General features: G+C 52.2%; 2 protein-coding genes and 1 pseudogene. All 3 read right to left on the reverse strand.

Annotated elements, in window-relative coordinates; translation table 11 throughout:
- A partial coding sequence (locus tag DW806_RS14925; protein WP_118730447.1) for a virulence-associated E family protein occupies window positions 1-1,158 on the reverse strand: 1,158 nt, incomplete at its 3' end.
- A complete protein-coding gene (locus tag DW806_RS14930; RefSeq protein WP_118730448.1) occupies window positions 1,127-1,771 on the reverse strand; it encodes a CHC2 zinc finger domain-containing protein in 645 nt (214 codons plus the stop codon). The genes DW806_RS14930 and DW806_RS14925, both read right to left, overlap by 32 nt.
- 65 nt (window positions 1,772-1,836) lie before the next feature.
- Window positions 1,837-2,232: pseudogene (locus DW806_RS14935) on the reverse strand (MobQ family relaxase); the annotation flags it as partial.

The raw sequence follows: 2,232 nt of genomic DNA on the forward strand, positions 1-2,232 counted from the left end.
GTTGATTTCCCGGATTTCCCATTGCTTCGGCTCGTCAAAGGCATGGTTTAAGGCTTCCTTGTAGAGCTGCTTGGAACAGACCATGCTCCCGGTGTACTTATCAAGATACGCCTGTATCATCCCGGCTTTGGTGTCCTCCGGCATAAAATCCCGCTGGTGTTCTTTGAGATACCGCTGCATGGCGGGGCTGAAAGCCAGCTTGAACCTGCCGCTTCGGTAAATCTCCATCGCTTCCGCCCACATCTGCTCGATATAGGCTCTGGAAGCAGCTTCGTCCTCCAAAATGTGAACCTCGGCTTGCTCCGGGTACACCATGACGGGGATAAAGCGGCGGTTGCCGGAACGGTCAAGGGGCAGGAAGTCAAGGGCATTGGAAGTGCCGCCAAACACGCACTGACGGGGGCGGTCTGCCGGGTGGGTTTCATAGGGTATCTTATAAACCTCTTTCTGCCGGCTTAAAAATGACTTGATTTCCTCAATGCTCTTGGCGTTTGCGGTTGCCATCATTTCCGACATTTCGATAATCCAGTGACCTTGCAGCTTACGGTACACATTGTCATCGTCCAGCTTCCGCAAATCATCGGAGAACCACTCGTCCCGGACTGCCAGCAGACGGAAGAAGGTGGACTTTCCAGCCCCCTGACCGCCTACCAGACAAAGCATGATTTCAAACTTGCACCCCGGCTGAAAGGCTCGTGAGATTGCACCCAGCAGGAACAGCTTCAACGCTTCATAGGTGTAATCGTCTGCGTCAGCCCCCAGAAAGTGCCGCAGGCAGAAACGGATTCGCTCTGTCCCGTCCCACACAAGGGTATTGAGATAGTCCCGGATGGGATGGTACTTGTTTTCATTCGCCACAATCCCGATGGCGTTATCAATCTTTTTCTCATTGGTAAGACCGTAGGTTTCTTCCAGATAGAGAAGCAGATACTTCATATCCGTATCGTTCAGGGCTGTGCTTTCTCTGTGAAAACCGATGGGCTTTATGATGTCCTTGCGGTCGGTCAGGATGTTGTATGCGATAGCCCCGGAAAGCAGAGGGTCACGCTGGAATACGGTCAGGCAGTTCCGTATGCTCTGGCGGACACCGCCTTTCTCGGTAGTTTCCAGCCCCGCCTTGATTTCCTCAACGCTCTGGGGCGGCTGCATGGCGTTCATGGTGTTTTTTAGTTCTTGCTGCGTCTGCGGCTGCAAGCTCTGCCATTCGCTGTTCAAGCTGTATCACATCCTTTCCGTAGTCCGCAATCAAAGCCGCTTTTTCCTCTGTCTCCCCGAACAGCAGCACATCCAGCAGATATTCCACATGGGCTTGCTTTTGTAAGGCTTCCACAAACCGGGGATGAAAGGCTTCCTCTGGGGAGTGCGGGGCATATTCCGTTCTCCATGCCCGAAGCAGGTAGAGATAATCGGCAAGGATACGGAAGCAGCGGTTCTTTGCTTCCTGAAACTGTTCCTCCGGGGATTTCTGCCGGGGCTTGGGCTTTTTTGCCTTTCCCGGCGGTTTCCAGTCCTCATAGGAAAGCCCGAAGTCCTGTGCCAGCTGTACGGCGGCTTCTTTCTTTCCCAGCCCATACAGGGCGGCGGCAAAATCAATCACATCCCCATCCGCACCGCAGCCGAAGCAGTGGTAACGCCGATCCAGCTTCATGCTTGGGGTTTTATCGTTATGGAACGGGCAGCAAGCCATCCCGTTCCGACCTACATGGATTCCATAATGCTCCGCAGCCTGTCTTGTTGTGACGGACTGCTTCACAGCTTCAAATACATTCAAATCTATCCCTCCTTGAAAATAAGAAAAGCACCTGACATTCTCTGCTTGAAAATGGCAAGTGCCTGTTAAAGTTCCATATCCTGTTGTTTGTGTTTCGTCTGTGCCGGGACAGTTCTTTGTGCTTTTTTCTCGTCAGCCTTATCCTGCAAGACTTCCTTGATAGGCTGCTTCTTGGGCGGCTCTTTGCTTTCTTCTGTGCCGGGTGTAGCTTTCCGTACCCAGTAGCGGATGTCCCGCAACTTCTTCAAATCAGCCTGTACCTCGGTCAAAGGTTCTTTCAGCTCTGCGATTTCGCTGAGAAGTTTTTCCTGCTCCTCTTGCAGCTCATTTTGGGTACTGTCCTTATCGTCCGGGTGCTTGGCAAGGTAGGCGGCGGCTTTCTCATACCGGGCAACCTCCGGGTGTTCCTGTTTGAATTTCTCCTTTGTTTTCTTAAAAAATATCTTCTGGTACTTCTCATA

This window comes from Butyricicoccus sp. AM32-19 (genome assembly GCF_003480365.1).
Classification (GTDB): Bacteria; Bacillota; Clostridia; order Oscillospirales; family Butyricicoccaceae; genus Agathobaculum; species Agathobaculum butyriciproducens.